This is a genomic window from Flagellimonas sediminis, from assembly GCF_010500845.1.
In the GTDB taxonomy this organism is placed as follows: domain Bacteria; phylum Bacteroidota; class Bacteroidia; order Flavobacteriales; family Flavobacteriaceae; genus Flagellimonas; species Flagellimonas sediminis.
Genome location: NZ_JAAAMI010000001.1, coordinates 429,048 through 445,762, shown reverse-complemented (window position 1 = coordinate 445,762; position 16,715 = coordinate 429,048). Strand labels below are relative to the sequence as shown.

General features: G+C 37.8%; 15 protein-coding genes. 1 reads left to right on the top strand and 14 read right to left on the bottom strand.

The annotated features are described in order from the left end of the window. The first annotated feature begins 15 nt into the window (after positions 1-15). A complete protein-coding gene (locus tag GTK07_RS01915) occupies positions 16-168 on the top strand; it encodes a hypothetical protein (protein WP_163632484.1) in 153 nt (50 codons plus the stop codon). Between the two features lie 142 nt (positions 169-310). Here GTK07_RS01915 and GTK07_RS01910 read toward each other — a convergent pair whose 3' ends face one another. From GTK07_RS01910 to GTK07_RS01845, 14 genes are all read right to left on the bottom strand, one after another. Continuing rightward, positions 311-1,633 (bottom strand): tyrosine-type recombinase/integrase, encoded by a 1,323-nt coding sequence (locus GTK07_RS01910; protein ID WP_163632482.1) that lies wholly within the window; start codon positions 1,631-1,633, stop codon positions 311-313. A gap of 282 nt (positions 1,634-1,915) precedes the next feature. Then, on the bottom strand, positions 1,916-2,401 hold the full coding sequence (locus GTK07_RS01905; protein ID WP_163632480.1) for a hypothetical protein: 486 nt from the start codon (positions 2,399-2,401) through the stop codon (positions 1,916-1,918). A gap of 10 nt (positions 2,402-2,411) precedes the next feature. Beyond that, positions 2,412-3,887 carry a DUF2779 domain-containing protein gene (locus GTK07_RS01900; RefSeq protein ID WP_163632478.1) on the bottom strand — a complete coding sequence of 492 codons (1,476 nt, stop codon included), beginning with the start codon at positions 3,885-3,887 and terminating at the stop codon, positions 2,412-2,414. Beyond that, on the bottom strand, positions 3,887-5,071 hold the full coding sequence (locus tag GTK07_RS01895; protein ID WP_163632476.1) for an SIR2 family protein: 1,185 nt from the start codon (positions 5,069-5,071) through the stop codon (positions 3,887-3,889). The genes GTK07_RS01900 and GTK07_RS01895 overlap by 1 nt, the downstream gene beginning before the upstream one ends. Before the next feature lie 10 nt (positions 5,072-5,081). Continuing rightward, a complete protein-coding gene (locus GTK07_RS01890; RefSeq protein WP_163632474.1) occupies positions 5,082-5,762 on the bottom strand; it encodes a RipA family octameric membrane protein in 681 nt (226 codons plus the stop codon). 7 nt (positions 5,763-5,769) lie between these two features. After that, entirely contained in the window at positions 5,770-8,616 is a 2,847-nt protein-coding gene (locus tag GTK07_RS01885; protein ID WP_163632472.1) for a BPTD_3080 family restriction endonuclease, read from the bottom strand. A 3-nt stretch (positions 8,617-8,619) separates the two neighbouring features. Continuing rightward, positions 8,620-11,079 carry a site-specific DNA-methyltransferase gene (locus GTK07_RS01880; RefSeq protein WP_163632469.1) on the bottom strand — a complete coding sequence of 820 codons (2,460 nt, stop codon included), beginning with the start codon at positions 11,077-11,079 and terminating at the stop codon, positions 8,620-8,622. A gap of 48 nt (positions 11,080-11,127) precedes the next feature. Beyond that, a complete protein-coding gene (locus GTK07_RS01875; RefSeq protein ID WP_163632468.1) occupies positions 11,128-12,219 on the bottom strand; it encodes a HigA family addiction module antitoxin in 1,092 nt (363 codons plus the stop codon). An 11-nt stretch (positions 12,220-12,230) separates the two neighbouring features. Then, positions 12,231-12,563 carry a type II toxin-antitoxin system RelE/ParE family toxin gene (locus tag GTK07_RS01870; RefSeq protein WP_163632466.1) on the bottom strand — a complete coding sequence of 111 codons (333 nt, stop codon included), beginning with the start codon at positions 12,561-12,563 and terminating at the stop codon, positions 12,231-12,233. Positions 12,564-12,660: 97 nt separating this feature from the next. Beyond that, on the bottom strand, positions 12,661-13,116 hold the full coding sequence (locus GTK07_RS01865) for a DUF6730 family protein (RefSeq protein WP_163632464.1): 456 nt from the start codon (positions 13,114-13,116) through the stop codon (positions 12,661-12,663). A 12-nt stretch (positions 13,117-13,128) separates the two neighbouring features. Beyond that, positions 13,129-13,986 (bottom strand): relaxase/mobilization nuclease domain-containing protein, encoded by an 858-nt coding sequence (locus tag GTK07_RS01860; protein WP_163632462.1) that lies wholly within the window; start codon positions 13,984-13,986, stop codon positions 13,129-13,131. Next, positions 13,983-14,453, bottom strand: a complete 471-nt coding sequence (gene mbpA, locus GTK07_RS19210) for a mobilization protein MbpA (RefSeq protein WP_235932405.1) — start codon at positions 14,451-14,453, stop codon at positions 13,983-13,985. Before mbpA ends, GTK07_RS01860 begins: the two co-directional genes overlap by 4 nt. After that, positions 14,431-15,294, bottom strand: a complete 864-nt coding sequence (locus GTK07_RS01850) for a toprim domain-containing protein (RefSeq protein WP_163632460.1) — start codon at positions 15,292-15,294, stop codon at positions 14,431-14,433. Before GTK07_RS01850 ends, mbpA begins: the two co-directional genes overlap by 23 nt. Positions 15,295-15,499: 205 nt before the next feature. After that, the gene (locus GTK07_RS01845; RefSeq protein ID WP_163632458.1) at positions 15,500-16,708 is read right to left on the bottom strand and encodes a primase-helicase family protein; all 1,209 of its coding nucleotides are present in this window, start codon (positions 16,706-16,708) and stop codon (positions 15,500-15,502) included. Positions 16,709-16,715: the final 7 nt, after the last annotated feature.

The window sequence follows — 16,715 nt, the reverse complement described above, 5'->3', positions numbered from 1 at the left end:
CATCAAATAACCCATATGTGTTTTCATACAAGAATCGATAGGCCCAATACCGAAATAGAGACCCATTACAACGTTTCCCGGCCCGAAAAAGGACTGGAGTTGGAGGAGGAACTTCTATACCACCATTTGGACGGGTTCAAACATCAGGATTTTTGGGTCATACCATAGGAAAGCCCAAAACACATCACCCCGATGATGTGGGGGATGTTACCACCATGGGCCAAGAACGAAGACCAGTTTGAGGACCTTAAGAAAATCAATGGACTGGGTCTTTCTCGATAGGATTTTGTTCTTCCCGAAATGATTTTGGTCAAGGGCTTTGGACTTTTGTGATTTTGGCATTGATTTCGTCCAATATTTTCTCTGAAACACTTTTGCCATAGTGTTTTTCAGTTACCTGAACACTGGAATGCCCGAGTCCCGATGAGATTTTGCGGATGTCGATGCCCATGTCCAGACCGATATTAGTCCATGTATCCCGAAGAGTGTAGGTGGTAATCTTTTTTTCGATTCCGGCGAGTGTCGCAATTTGAGCTGCATACTTATTGAAAATTTTAACCTTTCCCTTGTTGACCTTATACAAGCGTTCAGGGGAAGTGCCATTTGGTATAATCGGAAAAAGATAATCGTTGTCGTCCTGCCCATTTAAATAGTGGTTGATGATTTCCAAAGACTCATCGTTTTGAAGTACGCTGAAATAATCCCCTTCGTAAATTGTCTTCTTGCGAAAATATTTGATGCGATTATCCGAAAATTGAAAACGCTTTAAAATCGCCATATCGAAGAAATTCATTCCCATATTATTGAACATGAACAATAGGTAATTGCGATTGTCCCAAATAGGCGTATGTGGCACTAATTGCAATTTCCGAATTTTATGGATGTCCTCTAAGTCAATAGGGGCAGGGGCATTTGCATGGCTTTTCTTTTTAATGCCCGACAAGGGGGTATGGTCTTTTAAATCTTCATAGGTTTTCCTGGCATCGTTCATGATGGCCTGTAGACTGCGAAGATATATGGCAGGTGTATTTTTTGAAGCATAGCGATTCGTCAAATAAGCCTTAAAATCCTTTGTGAAACCATAATCTATCGCCTTGATTTCCATATCCAAATCCTTGAACTCATCCAAGGGAACCATTTTATCTTCCATGATTTCGAACAGTGTTTTGATCTTGGAGTCCGCTAGACCTCTTAGATGGCGCCGATATTTTATCAAAGACTTTAGGGCATCTTCATAAGAACTGGCTGTGGAAAACCGACCTTCCATACGTAGGCGATAAAGGTATTTAGCGCCATGGTTCAGTATGGTTCGGGATGGGGATTTCTTAAAAAACTTTTGTTCAATTTCTGATTTTAGACGGCCAATCTCCCAATTTTTGATTTCTCCCTCATGTTCATCGACCCATAAATCCACATCGGAATACATCTTTCGAATGCGTTTTGTATGGCGTACAGCGTTCATTATACCCTTGATATTACCGGTTGCAAAATCATATTGGTTTTCTTTTAGGTGCAAATTCAAGGGTATGTCGCGTGTTTTTCGGTTATGGCCAATGCGCAAAACCAATGGGTATTTGTTACCTTTAACCGTGTTAGAGGCGCGTCTATCGAATGCAATCTTAATTGTTGCCATGGAGAAGAATGATTATGGTATGTTTTTTTCAGCGTGCTTTCAGCGTGCTTTTTTTGATTCCAAATGGTTCAATGTGATATTGAAGATACAAAAACCCCCAGTAAAACGGGCATTTCAAGCCATTCAAAATTACAAGGAACCATAATTGGACTGACTCATAATCAGGGGGTCCCTGGTTCGAGCCCAGGTGGGACCACAGAAAACCCTTCTAAGTCATTGATTTAGAAGGGTTTGTTTTTTGAAAGGGGGCAGAAAAGGGGGCAATTGCTAATTTCATTACTCCTAGACAAATTGAAGATGCACGTCTTCTATGTTTCTGAAAAGCTCTATGAAGATTGCATATTTGTATTTTAACTCTTTTTTGTATCTCTTCAATTTTTTAAAATCGTGCATGATATCGCCACTTCTTCCATTAACTTTTATCTCAATTATCGAAAGATTTTCAGCTGTACCTCTTTTGTGAATTATAATATCGGGAAAAACGCGTGAGCCTAAATCACTTTCGTCAGATACTAGGCCCTCAGATAAACAAACTCGTTTTGCAAAGTAATCACCCTCTGTATAATATAAATTCTCATTGTCGAAATAACCCATTCTATTATATTCACAATCGACATCTAGCGAATCTCCTATGATTTGTTGTAAATACATTCCTATTCGATGAGTTATTGCTCTTTCTGCAACACCATTTTTTACCAGAAATAAATCTTTTTTATAGAATATTTCAATGGATTTTTTTAACCATTGTATTATAGTATCCTCTGTCATTATTTGTGTATTATAGTTCCTTTAGAAACTTATAAATCTCGACCATAGCCAAGGTATCCAATTTGCAATATGCTAGTAAGTTTTTTCGTGTTTTTTCAATATCTCCGACAAAATTGGGGTCATTAACAATTCTTCCCCAGGTGTCCAATGCCATAGTACCGTCCTGCACCTCTAAATCTGCATAAGAGAACTGTGGACATAAAACAGGCAGAACCTTTTTTATAGAAGTGGAACCATGAAAATGATAATCTACATAATCTTCTTTGAACAGATTCATCAAATCGAACATATGTTCGTTCATGTACATAAGGTAGCCTGTAAATTCTGGCAACCAATCTATCATGTCTTTATTTCGACTCATTTCAAAGGGTGCGTTCCAAGAAATATAGGTGCCTTGTTGCCCAGTAAATTCTTGCATTTTATTCAACATATCTTTAGGTAGTTCCATGCTGTCACCTAACCATTCAAAATGGGTCAATTCTCCGGTTTGGTTCAGAGTATGTATGGAAACCTGAAATACCAGATGTTTATGCGGACTCAGACCATTTACTTTAGGTACAGCACTCGCGTACGTTTCATAGTCTACAAAATGAAGCGGATATTGAAGTTTTGAAAATGTACTGGCTATAGCTTTTGTATTAATTATGGGTTGTTGTTGTCGAATAGATTCAACTTGAGTTTGTTGCTTAGAGTTCAACTCAAAATCTGATGGAATGTCCAAAATAGAGGTATTTCCTTCCTCTACTAACTGTATCACTTTTTTTTCTGAAATACGACCTATTTCATATACTGAATATTCAGGAATATCCGCATTGAAAAAATAAAAACTATCACAATGGTTGCTTCTTGTTTTGTAACGACAAGAGCATTCGGTTAAATTGATGATATCTTTAGTAATGAGTGTTGTGGCAGTATTAATTTCATTGACCACGGTGCTATAAAGAAGGTCTATTTCGTTGGTAACATTTGTAATACTAAGTAGATCTTTGGGAATAATGGCTCCTTGCCTAATATATTCCTTATTAAGATTGATGATAGATACGTTTGATACTTTAAAACCGCACTCTTGTAAAACATACTTTTGAAAACAAGCATCTTTTAAATGGTTGTGTTTTTTGTCTGTTTTAATGCTGGTAGATGATTTTATTTCATAAATATGAAAGCTACCATCAGGTAACTTTTCTAAAACGTCTACTCGGGCAAAAACACCCTTTTCTGTTATGAAGGAAGCTTGAAAAAATAAATTGTTTTCTGAGTCGAGCGCTGTTTTGGTATATTCAGGACTTGCGTCCTCAGGTAAATCAACACCATTTTCAAATAGAAGCTTGGCAAAAGCTTCAACCTCATAACCTTCTTTTATCAACTTCTCCAAAAATAGCGAGAACTCACCTTTGTATTCTTCGTAGATATCAGGGCGGTTTTTTTGTAGCCATAACGACTCTGGGCAATTGAGGTATTGAATAAAATCGGTTTTGGTAAGCAGCATTATTTTAAATCTTTTAAAGAAGGAATATTAAATGAATGCCTGCACGAAAAAGGATACCGATTGAAGGGATTTTGATTAATAACATTAACATCATTTCGCTTTTCAAGCTCCTTATTAATATGTTTATCTCTATATGAATAACCGGATATCAAAATATTCTCTGCTTTGGAAACACATAACTCGAAGCGATTAAAAAGTTCAGTATACATCAAGTCATTTTTTATGATTTCAGTTTTATTGGTCCCGGTAATAAATTTAGGAACTACATTAAAATTAGTTTCCTGTAAAAGTTTTCCATTTTCAGGGTTAACTCTTACTGCAAAGTGTTTTTCTTTGTAATTGTTGGTAGTAAAATAATTATAATTCCCAGTATATTGCAGATAGGGCTTATCTCCTTGGACATAATGTTCGAAACGGTAGTAGTCGATACTACCGTGCAGTTTATATAGCCTTACTGGTTTGTCAAAAAGATTTTTAAAAACGGCAATAGGAGCATCATTATCCTGGAATCTAATTTCGGATTTTTCTTTTGTAAATCCACGGCTATATTGACTTCCAAAATACTGTAGTATATTTTCAAGTAATAAATCATGATTTAGTGAAAAAATATCAACCTCTTCAAACTTTCTCAAATAATTAACGAATACTTCATAATTGGAAAGGGATTCAAGGAACTGAGGCTTCTTGATACTGATCAAATCGGCTATCAAATAATTTATGATTTCTAAAATATTGGATAAGTCTGAATCATTTTTAAAGCGATATAAAAAGGGATGGATATCACCATCATATTCAGGTACAAATTCCATAAAATTTGGATGGTCCTGAAGAAAAGAATCTTTTGCCTTTTGGTATATATATTCCTTTAATCTCTTATCTCTAACTATATCCTGAATCCATTGATAAAAATGCTCGTAGTCAATAAAAACTGAATGCTCTAATTTATATTTTTTGATAACTTCATTAAGAATATAACCATAAACAGAGCTATCAGTATTCATCTTGCCATTATTAATATCTATTTCAGATTTTTCATCTTTCCACATCCATTCTCCTGAACCAAACCTTAAAAGATTTTGTCTTTGATCTCTGTCAAATCGCTTTTTGATGTCGCTTGCAAGAGGTAATCCTGCTGGCCTTGAGAATCCTGCTCCTAGTATAACGGTTAATGAAGGCTTTTGCATTAATAAATTATTAACTCAACCTTTTTATTTTTGATTTTCTTCTATAAAACTGTACCTCTCTATTCTGGAATAAACCCAATCCATGTTCAAATATCATTTGCCAAACAATAAAAAGCGTAATTAAAACGATAAAGAATTCTTCAAAGGCGAAGTCCGAATCGGTGGAAATATTCTTAAGATTATTGGACCATAAATAAAAAATAGATAGAAGTATCCAAACTAATAGAAAAAATAAACTCACCAATTCATTAATTTTTGAAACAGAATATGTTCGTGTTTTAGAAATTGTTTTATATAAGGGGCCGGTAACCCTATCCTCTAGATGGTCAATATGATTTTCCCAATGCCTTTGCCAATTTTTGCTGCCTACATTAATTAGTTTCCAAGCTAATGATACTATTATCCCGATACAACTAATTAGAAACAATATGACTTTGTAGTCATCTAGCTTATCAGAACTTAATAAGGCAAAATATGCGGCGAAAATTGGTATTTGTAAAGCCCAAAAATAGTTTGTCCTTCTCCAATACAAATCAATTTCAAAATTTCTAGTTTCCCAAGCTTTTTCAAACGCGGCTAAGGCCTTACGCCTACTTTTTTTGGTTTTGAAGTTAGACAAGTCGTCTAAATACTCATCTTTGTAAATTTCTCGAGGCTTATCAGCTGACTTATTATTTCTATATAATTTCATAGGAACTCTATAAATGGCTTTTGGTCAATTCACTTTCCAAATATTTTTTAACCAATCCTTCTATATCACTAGGATGAAAAGAAACGTCCCAATGCCACTTTCCAAAACCACCATGATTATTCACTGCATTTACCCATTCATTCAAATATTCTCTTTTGGTTTGATTTTGTTGGTTATCAACACCTTTGGTTTCTAAAACCATGTAATCACCATTTACCAACCTTAAAATGAAGTCTGGATAGAATTTTCGGATTACTCCTTTATGATTATATAGAATGGTAAATCCTAAATGGTCATTTTTAACGAAAGATTCTACCAGGTCTGATTTATCAAAGAAGTAGGCCTCACTTGCTTCCCAGCCGCTGTCATAAACGCAATGGCTGATATGTGATTTATCTGTCCATTCGCATGGCTTGCTAGTATACCAGGTTCTTACGTCTTCTGTCGAACGAATAGGTTTTTCTTTGTCAAATACGGGTGTTAGTCTCTCTGTATTCTCCGAGCGAATGGCTGTCCAGATGTGCTGAACAATTTTGTTCATATTCAGAATGATTAGAATCTTTCTTTTAGAATCGTCTTGATTAAACAAATCATTTTTAATTTTGATATTGTCCGAATCAATAAATTGTTCGACAATACGAACGAGCTGAGCTAAGAATATTTCTTTGCTTCCTTTCCAATCTGGTTTCTTTTCTGAATTGTAAATCGTGGATGCAATTTTAAACACAATTGATTGAATCCTTGTGTCTTCTGCAATTTGCTCTAATCCTATGGCTGACTTTACTTTTGGATTGGCTTTGCCGGAAATGATGGCAGCCATTTCTGCTTCTGTGATTGATTCATAAGGGTCAATCTCCAATACATTGACTTTTTCCCAATCCAATTTCAATTGTGGGTAATAAACATGGTCAATTCTTACAATATTTGGAAAAGAGATTTCGTGTTGTGCCTTTTCTTTTCTTGGTTCAATTTTCGTTTTAGGTTTGGGCGGTGGTGGTGGTGTTCCTTCGCCGCCTTCGTGAGGTAAAAACGTAAATGGAACACCAAAAATGTTCACATATTCAGCTTCAAATAAACCATCTTCACCTACATCATAACTTACTCGTCTTAATCCTCTTCCGACTACCTGCTCGCACAATAATTGACTGGAGAAAGCTCTTAACCCCATGATATGTGTAACGGTTTTCGCGTCCCATCCTTCGGAAAGCATGCCTACTGAAATCACATTTTGAATTTGCTCGCCTGGTTCACCTTCTTTTCCTACTGTATCAACCGTCAATCTCAATAATTCTGCTTGTTGTTTTTTAGTGAGTTTAGGAATGTTTTCTTCTCCATCCTCATCTTCAGAATCAAGCACTAATTCAAGAGCTTCAGTTTCTGATTCAGCACTTTCCAATACCCTACTGTCAATTTGTAGTGTTTTTTCTGGAGCACATAGTTCAGGTATTAAAATCTGATTGTGATCAAAAGCATATTTGATACGTGCAGAAGTTTCCGTTCTATTGGCAACCGTAATCATTACAGGTGGAACTTTGTGTCCAACAGATTCCCATTCGTTTTTCGTTTCTAACCAATCTTTTCCTAGCAGATAATAGGCATTAATGAGCAGGTCGGGTAGAGGTTCAGTTTCCTCTGCTTTGCGGTTGATATCGTCTTTTACTTCATCATCTGCATATATATGATACAATCTTGATTTCAATTCTTTGGTTCGCTCACTATCGTCACGAACAACTACCCTTGGTGTTTTTACTAAACCTGATTCAATGGCATCATTCAATCCAAAGTCTGAAACAATCCATGTGAATAAAGCATCTTCTGCTGCTTTTTTTCCTGAAGGAGTGAAAGGTGTTGCTGATAAATCAAAGCATTTCAGAATTCCTCTTTGTTCATGGATTTTATCCAAACCTCCTACCCAAATTGTGGCTTCTTCTGCACTGTCTTTGTCTGAACCAGTCCGTTTGTATTTTCCAACGGCTTCTGGATTCATCCGCCAAGCATGGTGAGCTTCATCATTTAGGACAATGATGTTTCTTGCAGTGCTCATTTCACCTAGCACATTTCGAACATACGCTTCACCACTAATTTCCATGCGTTGGCGTTTGTCAACAGAACGCAAATACCCTTTTTCAACTTTGGCATCAATCTTATCTTGAGAATCCCAGGCTAAAGCATGCCAATTGTGAATAATCACTTTTCCTTGACGGAGTTTATCCATCAAAGCAGCAGGTACAATATTGAATTCTTCGTAGTAGTTTTCTTCGTGAGTAGGTTGTAAAACTTGAAGTCGGCTTTTTACCGTAAGACCAGGTGCAACACACAAAGCATATTTGCTAAATCGAGCATCTGTTGGGTTGGATACTTTATTCAAGAAATTCCATGCGATAATCATTGACATAATGATGGTCTTTCCTGAACCTGTTGCCATTTTACTACACCAACGTTCAAAAGCTCCACCATCTCCTTGAATGTCAACACCCACCTTGTCCGCAGCAGGTGCTTCCGTGAGCCAAATCAAGGTTTCAATGGCTTCTAATTGACAAAAGAAAAATCTACGGTCTTTTCGTTCTTCAGGGTCTTGCCAATGTTCTAGAAGTCGTTTGGTGATTCCGGTTACTCCAGGGTAACCTGCTTCTTGCCAAGCTTTAACCCGTGGGCGGATTTTGTTAACGATATCTATTTCTACGAAAATACCTGGGTCGTCAAATGCTTTGGAATTTGGAGTGGCCATAACATAGCCCGCAGGTCGTCTGCCTTCTTTTATGTAGAAATTTCTATTCTCTCTATCGTAAAACCAATGTTGTTGTGGTTCTTGATGAGGACTGTTGATGATGAGTTTATCGATGCTACCTGCCATAATCTATACAGTTAAAACTCTCAAACTTTCAATACCTCTGTCGTCAATAATTTTGACGGCTACCGCAGAACCTGATTCAAAAGGCAGTGAAATTGTGCCTTTGAATGCTTCAATTTTTTCTTCGTCTATTTCTGCTTTGAGGTTCTTAGCCAATTTTACCCAACCGTCTTTTGCCCCCGCCATTGGGAAAAAGACCTGAGAAGGGTAGAGTGAACGATTATCGTAATCGGTATCAAGCATCCACATGGCAATATTCTTTTTACCACCGCTTTCAACATTGCCTGTTTTTGGGTTGTAGTAATCAAAGCCCATAACTTCAACTTGAATTTTGCCATCTTCTACTTTGTGTATTCGTACATCAGGCTGACCCACCAACCAGAAACTTTCGTTGCTGCTACGCTTTTTGCGCAGGTCATCTGTAAGCATATCGGCATTCATTTGTGCTTTGATGAGCTGCATACCCGCAATTGCTGGTGTAAGTTCATCAATGTCTTTAGCGGCTTCTTCGTCAAATTGGAAAGCACAGAACAACAACATATCAGGTCTTAAAGCCCTTGATTCTTGCCAGGCATTTTCTACCATGCGTTGCTCTAAAGGAGCATGTTCAGGGCCAAAAACCACCAATACTTTTTTAGGCGTGTCTTCTTTGGTTTCCGCTTCTGCCTGAATGTATTTGGTGCCCGCCAAAGGCTCTACTCGAGTAAATTGGATGATGTTACCACCTTTGGCTCTTACACCTGCACGCAGCAATTCATCCCGCCATTCTGCTTGTCTATTTGTTTCTCCGCTGCGTGCTATGGAATTATCAGAGCCGGTATCTTCTTGTTCTAATTCGTCAAAGCTTTTAGCATATGGAGCAGGAACCGCTTCTACGGTGAAAGGACCAGTAATACGGGTTTTGCCATTTTCTTTTAAGGGTTGGTCGTAAAGGATTTCAGTGGCTGGTGGTTCGTTGTTGGCAATACTTTTAAGGGTGATATGTGGTACAGTTTTATAATCAAAGCCACTACTTACCCCTTCTTTAGGATATGCAAGTTTATAGTAATCATAATTTGCTGTCATTAACCTTTGTTTGGTTAGAGATAGGGCTACACGAGATGTATCGCAAGTCATCCACCTTCTTCCCCATTCCTCAGCAACGGTTGCGGTTGTTCCACTACCGCAAGTAATATCTAAAACTAAATCCCCAGGATCTGTTGTCATTAACATACATCTTTGAATGGGAGAGCTAGCTGTTTGAACTACATAAATCTTACCTTCGGTTCTATTCTGAACACCGGATGTATCTGTCCATAAATTATTTATAGGATATACAGGGTAATCTTCAAAAAAGCGGAGAAACCTAGGTGAATTACCTTGAATGACAATTCTTTTTTCTTCAGCCAATTTATAAAGCCCTTCAACTGTGGTTTTCCAATGCATCCCGGTTGGCGGATAATATACTTTTCCGTCAAACAAGAATTTCGAATCAGTTTCTGTTGGTCCTTGAGAAGTCAATGAATCAACAGAAACCAATTTATCGCCAGGCCACCAGCTATTTGGTATAGAACTATAAGTGTTTGCTGGCTTATATTTCGTAGCACCCGCTTCACCTGCAACCTTATTTTTGAATAGTTTTCTAAACTTAAGATTTGCAGGGTCTTTGCAATACCATACAATATAGTCTCCTGATCTGCTCAAAGCGTTTGTCGAAAAACCACTCGTTGTTGTAAATGCTATTAGGCTAACAAAGCAATTTCGCCCAAAAACTTCGTCCATAATTTCTCGAACATGATGTACATTTTCATCCGAAATCTGAACAAAGACACTTCCACTTTCATTTAACATTTCTCTCGCAAGTAAAAGCCTATCACGTAAGTAAGTCAAATACGAATGGATACCTAACTCCCAAGTATCCCGAAATGCCTTTATCATTTCAGGCTCTGCGGTTAAATCCCCATCATTGCCATCTTTTACATCACGTTTATTAACAAAAGGCTGAAAATTACTCCCGTATTTTATACCATATGGCGGGTCAAAATAGACCATCTGCACTTTGCTTGCCATACCTTCTTTTTCCAATAGGGAGTTCATCACCAAAAGGCTATCACCCGCGATAAGTCTGTTGGTCCAACCTTCATTATGCTTGTAGAAATCTATGGCTTCACGTAAGGGTTTTTTTTCAGAGAACAGGCTCATTTGTCCGACATCATCTTTTTCCTTTTTTACAGTTTCAATAATGGTTTTCGGGTCAATACGTTCATGTACATGCAAGCTTACAGTTGGCACTTCAAAACTTGTATGTTCTGCTTTCCCTGCCCATTGCAACTGTGGGTCAAGATGAGGATCGTATTCGTATGTTTTCTTTTCGCCAGTGTCGGGATCGCTGGCAGGAGTTACCAGTCCAACATGAGGTATGTTGGCACGTTCGTCTTTGCTGTGCTTGTATTGTTCAATTTGTTTGTTGGTCTTTTTTTTGGCCATAAGCAAGGTTAGTGTATCTAATTGAAAAAATAATGGGCTGTAAACACATTAATCGAAAAGATTAATCTTTTGTTTTAAGTGGTTGCCTTCTGAAAAGTCAATATATTTAACATACTGCAATCTACCAATGATTATACCTGTGGAGACTTTAAAAGCGGTAGAAAAACGGTTTATTTTTTCATCGTCTAATGGTGAAGACGCAATTATTTCATTAAGCTGGGTTTGTGATAGAAGTTGTTTTGACGCAAAATTGTTAGCCTCTTCCTCTTTAAAATCATCAATTTCTGCACCATCTAAGTTCTCTAAAAAAACATCTTTTTTGCCATGCAGTAAAATATGGCCTGCTTCATGGAAAAAGGTAAACCAAAAATGGTCGTCGGTTTTAAACCTCCCAGATAATTGAATAATTGGTATATTATGAAACCATCTAGCTGCTCCGCTGATTGGGGCTTTTGGAAGGTTGGGAGTATAAACTAGGGCAACACCACAGTTAGCACATATTTCCTGCAGTCTGCTTTTAAAGTCGCTAGGCATAGCAAAAGCTAATTCTTTTATTTTAATTAAACTATCCTTAAATTTTTTCTTATCGTATTCTTTTAAATCAAGCTTTTTAGATTGTAATTCACCCATACGAAGCCAGGCGGATACTGCAAATGGATTTTTGGTATTCGCCAATGAAATTCGAAATGAAACAGCAATTTCCTCGTGAACATAAATTCTTTTCCATTCTCCTGGAGATGCCACCCCAAAGAATTTTAAAATTGGCTCAACTAGTTCTTGCTTATTTCTACTTTGAGGCAACCATCCGAATTTGCACATTTCCCGAATGGGGAACAGTTTTAGCCAATCCAGACATTCTTCAAAAAAAGCTTCTTGCTCCAATTGATAAATTTGTTCTCGATATTCATTTTCTCTATTCAGCCAAAAACTGGCCGGTACACCTAATACATTCTCCAATTTAAAGGCCGTAGCTGTGGAAATTGGCTCCTTGCCCTTTATTATTTCATTAATCTTTTCTTTTGGCCTACCCATTCTTTCCGCTAGTTCAGCCTGTGACATACCCATTAAATCGATTGTTTCTTGGATAGTATCTCCTGGGGGAGAAAGAAGTGATTTTGCTTGTTCGATAGTGCTAGTCATATTGTTGATTTTTAATGGTAATCTTCTATCAGATTAATTTGAATCCTAGTTATGCTTTCCCAATGGAGCCCGCCATCTTCTTTTTTAGGCAAAGGATCATGGTTTGGTTGGAAAATCATCCGATAATTTGGAGAAACATCCACAGCAAGCTCGCCTTTATTGCTTCCACTAAGTTCATGGCATCTTGCTGCAGGTATTAATCGCATAATAGCCAAAGTTTCTGCAGATTTTAGCTCACCAAGTCTTTGGTTAATTTTTCGAGCAAGTTGACCAAAAGTCTTGGCCAACTCCCGTGAGTTGGTCAATTGTTTCTCCAGTTTGTTGGTTTTATAACTTATTTCCACAAATGTATTAATTATTATTAACGAAATGGGTTAACAAAAATATAAAAATTTTTGTAAAATTATTCCGACAATGAATTAAAAAGCGGATTGTGCACCGCTAATTTTTACTATCCTGTTTATTCCATTCTTCGTAAAGCCTAAGAAGATTAGGAGTTTCTTTTATAAATTGTTCGTAATGGGTTTCTGCATTCATTCTCCCTTTTACAAATGCTTCATTCTTTTCTTCCTCCAATCCAGATTTTAAGGTGTAGGCATAAAATCCCATACATAATGAAAAACCAAAAAATACCATAAAAGTAACTACCGCCCATTTCGGATAAATCTTGGCCTGTTGTAGGTTTCGTTCCAAACTGTCCAGGTAATGTTCCCTTCTTTCCGATTCACGTCTGCCAAATTCTTCCAATTGTGAGATGAAACCTTTAATAGGTGCCACATCGAATTTAACTTTAAGAGATTCGGCCCTTTCCATTTGGTCGCTTAATTGTTGTACGTTCTTATCAAAGTCGGCCAGCTCGTTTACCAATAGCTGTGTGATGGTTTCAAGTTTGTTCATAACACTTCAGATTTAAATGCCCAATCCAATGTCGATTGATTTTCTAATTGCCTTTTTAACCAAGGATGCCAAGAGCTTTTCGGGAACTGGCACCACTTTGTCCAATAGCTTGATGGTGTTCTTTGGCGAAACGATTTTCTGTGGGGCGTTGTATCGTGTCAATTCCCTGCCAATATTGGCCATAGACATATTCCTGTTGATTTCGCTGCCCTTAAAGCTTTGCCCTTGAAATTCGAACCGGAATCCTTGCAGTTGACCTTGTCTGTTGATGCTCGGTTTAACTTCGACACCATTTGCTTTCATTCCTTCCATATATTGTTGGTAGTTTTCAGGTTTTTGATAATGCAAGGTCAGTTCGTGCCGTCGTTTAATTTCATTGCGAAGTTCTTGGGTATTGAATTCCCGCTCCATTTGCACTTGCCTAACGGTGGTTATTTCCATGGTCTCCGCCACTTTTTCGGCTGCTTTCTGACTGCGTTTGCCAATAAAGCTGTCGTTGTACGCGACTCCTTTAAAGTCGATACGGTTGACGTACAAATGAATGTGAGTGTGTTCCTTGTCACGGTGCACAAAGGCAATGGCCTGTCGTTCCCCGAGATTCATTCTTTTCATAAATGCCCTGGTCATCCTTTCCAGTTCCTTCTTTTTTAAACGTTGGCCATCGTCAATGGTCGGGCTTAACACAAAGGAAAGGGTATTTCGTTCACAGACATGGTTCATTTCTTGTATTCGTTGGAACTCTTCGGTTACTTCTTTGGGGTTTTTCCCCACCAAATGTTGCCTGAATACCACTTCTGCATTCTTTTCCTGGTTCCAACCATACCCCATGGAAGCACGGGTATGGGAAATGGATTTACCCTTACCTATCATGATCCGAATCTTTTAAGGTGTTCCTTAATCTGCTTGGCCGTATCGTAGACCAACTCGGTCAGTTTTGGACTCTTTTTCCGGAACATGTTCCCAATCGATTTAAAGTTGTTGTGGTACTTGGCTAGCATTTGATAGATTTCGATTTCCTCGTCTGATAATCGTTCCACGGTGGTTTGTTCCATGGCCGCTCTCCTTAGGAATTCGCTCAACGTCAGCCCACAGAGCTTCGCCTTTGCCATCAATAGTTTTTTCTCGTAGGTGGTACAGCGGAATTTTACCAATTCTCTTTTCCCCTTAAAACACTTCTTTTTTTCCCTGCGACCATCGGGAGCGGGCGAGATTGTGTCCACAGACACACATCTCGAATTCTTATCAGAATTACGTTTTGGTTTTCCAAATTCATCAAAAGTAACCAACTCGGAAAGTTCGACGGGGCCATGTTTTTTATGGATAGTATCGCTGGCCATGGGCTATCAATTTTTCGTTTATATCCTTGAAACCGGCAAAGCAATTTCTTTTATCCAGGGCCTTAGGAAATATACTTGTAAGATATTGTGTCCATTTCTCGCCGGCTTCGTCATTGTCCAAGGCTAGATTTATACCATCGTATTTTTCTATAATACTGCCAATTTTGGATGCAAAAGCCAATGAGTTTAGAATCAACACATCCGAATCCACAAACCATTTTGGTCGAATGACCAAAAGGGAAAGAAAATCGAACATGCCTTCGACAACGATAATGTTTTGTTTTCCTCTACTAATGAGGGTGATTGCCTTGGGGGAACAACAATGCTTTTGAAATTTGTTCCGAAGTTCCCATCCACCCGCCTCGTTCTGTAAACCAAGAGCGAAATATTTTACGGAGTTCAGGATGAAATGGACTTGTTTCAAATATCCATGGGCAAGGGTAGGGGGTATTTTCCTTTCTGTGAGATAATCCAATAGGGCCGGATGCCGAATAGGAAGTACTTGGGTTATTTCAAGCTTCGGGGATTCCTTTTTAACGGGTTGCTGTTGAAAGGAAAAAGAACAATGATTGTCGCTCAAAAATTCCAGAGATTCCTTTACGGAAATCTGTTTCAATTTGCAGATCAAGTCGATTACATTACCCCCGATACCTTCACCGTGGTCGTACCATCGGTTGAGGGTTTTAGAGACTTTAAAAGAGGCTTGGGTTTCCGACCGGAAAGGACTTGGAAACCAAGCTTCTTTTTCCGATTGTTTACTGGGAAAGTGCCCCAACGTTGCAAGCGTTTGGACGATGCAAACGTTGCGGGCTTTTTCACAGGTTATTCTTTTTTCTTTCATAAGCTTCTCTCTATTATTTTTTTGATGATTTGATGAGCATTCTATGGAATGGCCAATATTTAAAGTGGTTCCCGAATTCATCAATTTTTCATCATTTCATCAAAAGGCTTTTTTTCAATCTTTTTACTGTCATCATTATTTATTTTGATGACCAAATGATGAAAATATGATGACGGCGTAAAGTCCTATGTTTGCCTAGTTTGTGCTAATCTGTCATCGTTTCATCAAAATTCTTCAGCAAAAAATCTTTTTGAATGGTAAAATACCTTCCTTTGGCATCTTCAGTATTGATTTCACCATTGGCCCAGATAGTTATCTTTTGATAGCTATTTGAATTGTTCTGGTTGTCCAACTTCCAATCTTTTTTTAATAACCTCCTTAGTTGGGTTAAATCGGTTTTGACCCTAGTCTTGTTAAGCATGTGAAGGGCATCAATGGGACAGAGGTCAATACTTTCCATTTCAAATTTTTCCATGGCACTCAATAAGAGGCTGGCCAATTCCTTTTCTACGCGATTACGGTTGTTATTGACCAGTTTTTTAAGGGCTGGGGTGTAAAGCTCAGCTGGTGTAAACCACATACGGGTTTTTTGTTTCGAGACTATTTTTCTTTGAGAGAGGAAGTGGAGGAACCCTGGTATTTCTCCTATGAGCAATTCCAAGAAATCGGTCTGCTCTTTTTTTAAGGGGGCTATTTTTCGTACCCAGAACCGGGTTTCATTTGCATCGATTTTAATGAAACTGTCTTCATTGTTACTACATAGGATAAATTTTCCAAAAAACTCAACTTCTCTTTTATCCTTTCCTTTTGCTTCAAGCTTATTGCGATTGGTTGTGCTTAAGTATTTGATTCGTTCAGTGAGTTCCTCTTTATTAAAGAGTACTTCATCAATGCAGATAAGAAGTTTGTTGGCCCAATCTGAATTAAATTGACTACCGAAGCTGTCGTTGGTCAAATACGTAAGGTTATTCTCGAATATCTCTTTGAGCCATTTTAAGAACGTGCTTTTTCCAGTATTTCTTTCTGTTGAAACCAAACAAAGGATGGGTAGTATTTGGGTCGGTTTTTTATATAGTAATTGCAAAAAGTCAAGTCCCAGCTCCTTTTGTTTTCCAAATATATGCTCCATAAACATCAAGGAATTCCGAATTTCTTTATACTCAATTGTGTGGGATAGGGGTGAATAGATGTTATAAAATCCATGGTGTTCCCTTTTAAAATCAATGTGGTTTGGAATACAGGTAAAACCATCATATTTCGGCACCTTGCTTAAATAATCCTTTCCATGATCCTGTTTTATCGCATGTTCGCTCCAAGTAACCAATTGCTCATTAAAATGGCCGGATATTGTTGGCACTCGAACGATTTTATAGAATGAAGTACCTGACCTTAAATATGGAATGTCCTGATTCATTGAAATC

Bases quoted from the DNA above. Each gene is read 5' to 3' on its own strand.
- GTK07_RS01865 (WP_163632464.1), bottom strand. From the start codon at position 13,116: ATGAACAAACTTGAAACCATCACACAGCTATTGGTAAACGAGCTGGCC.
- GTK07_RS01845 (WP_163632458.1), bottom strand. From the start codon at position 16,708: ATGAATCAGGACATTCCATATTTAAGGTCAGGTACTTCATTCTATAAA.
- GTK07_RS01860 (WP_163632462.1), bottom strand. From the start codon at position 13,986: ATGATAGGTAAGGGTAAATCCATTTCCCATACCCGTGCTTCCATGGGG.
- GTK07_RS01885 (WP_163632472.1), bottom strand. From the start codon at position 8,616: ATGGCAGGTAGCATCGATAAACTCATCATCAACAGTCCTCATCAAGAA.
- GTK07_RS01880 (WP_163632469.1), bottom strand. From the start codon at position 11,079: ATGGCCAAAAAAAAGACCAACAAACAAATTGAACAATACAAGCACAGC.
- mbpA (WP_235932405.1), bottom strand. From the start codon at position 14,453: ATGGCCAGCGATACTATCCATAAAAAACATGGCCCCGTCGAACTTTCC.
- GTK07_RS01895 (WP_163632476.1), bottom strand. From the start codon at position 5,071: ATGCAAAAGCCTTCATTAACCGTTATACTAGGAGCAGGATTCTCAAGG.
- GTK07_RS01905 (WP_163632480.1), bottom strand. From the start codon at position 2,401: ATGACAGAGGATACTATAATACAATGGTTAAAAAAATCCATTGAAATA.
- GTK07_RS01850 (WP_163632460.1), bottom strand. From the start codon at position 15,294: ATGAAAGAAAAAAGAATAACCTGTGAAAAAGCCCGCAACGTTTGCATC.
- GTK07_RS01890 (WP_163632474.1), bottom strand. From the start codon at position 5,762: ATGAAATTATATAGAAATAATAAGTCAGCTGATAAGCCTCGAGAAATT.
- GTK07_RS01875 (WP_163632468.1), bottom strand. From the start codon at position 12,219: ATGACTAGCACTATCGAACAAGCAAAATCACTTCTTTCTCCCCCAGGA.
- GTK07_RS01900 (WP_163632478.1), bottom strand. From the start codon at position 3,887: ATGCTGCTTACCAAAACCGATTTTATTCAATACCTCAATTGCCCAGAG.
- GTK07_RS01910 (WP_163632482.1), bottom strand. From the start codon at position 1,633: ATGGCAACAATTAAGATTGCATTCGATAGACGCGCCTCTAACACGGTT.
- GTK07_RS01915 (WP_163632484.1), top strand. From the start codon at position 16: ATGTGTTTTCATACAAGAATCGATAGGCCCAATACCGAAATAGAGACC.